We start from the raw sequence: 284 nt of genomic DNA on the forward strand, positions 1-284 counted from the left end.
AGAAAGCGTTTGAATTCCTCGAGGAAAAAGTTGACGAAGGAAAAATACTGCATTACGGGATTTCCTCAAACACATTTCCCCTGAAGAGCATCCTGTTCGACTTCACTTCGCTTGAAAGAGTCTGCGAAACGGCGCTTGAAGTATCGTCGGACAATCACTTCAAATTCATCCAGATGCCGTTCAATCTCGTTGAATCTGAGGCGTACTTCAATAAAAACTTTGCGGACGGAAAGATGAACGTCCTGGAATACGCCGCTGGCAGGGGTTTGAAAGTGCTTGCAAAC

Annotated in this window: 1 protein-coding gene; it reads left to right on the forward strand. The window is 45.4% G+C overall.

Going from position 1 to position 284, the window contains the following annotated elements:
* A partial coding sequence (locus L0U88_RS20785) for an aldo-keto reductase family protein (RefSeq protein WP_353620688.1) occupies positions 1–284 on the forward strand: 284 nt, incomplete at both ends.

The organism is Flavihumibacter fluminis, from assembly GCF_021491375.1.
In the GTDB taxonomy this organism is placed as follows: Bacteria; Bacteroidota; Bacteroidia; order Chitinophagales; family Chitinophagaceae; genus Flavihumibacter; species Flavihumibacter fluminis.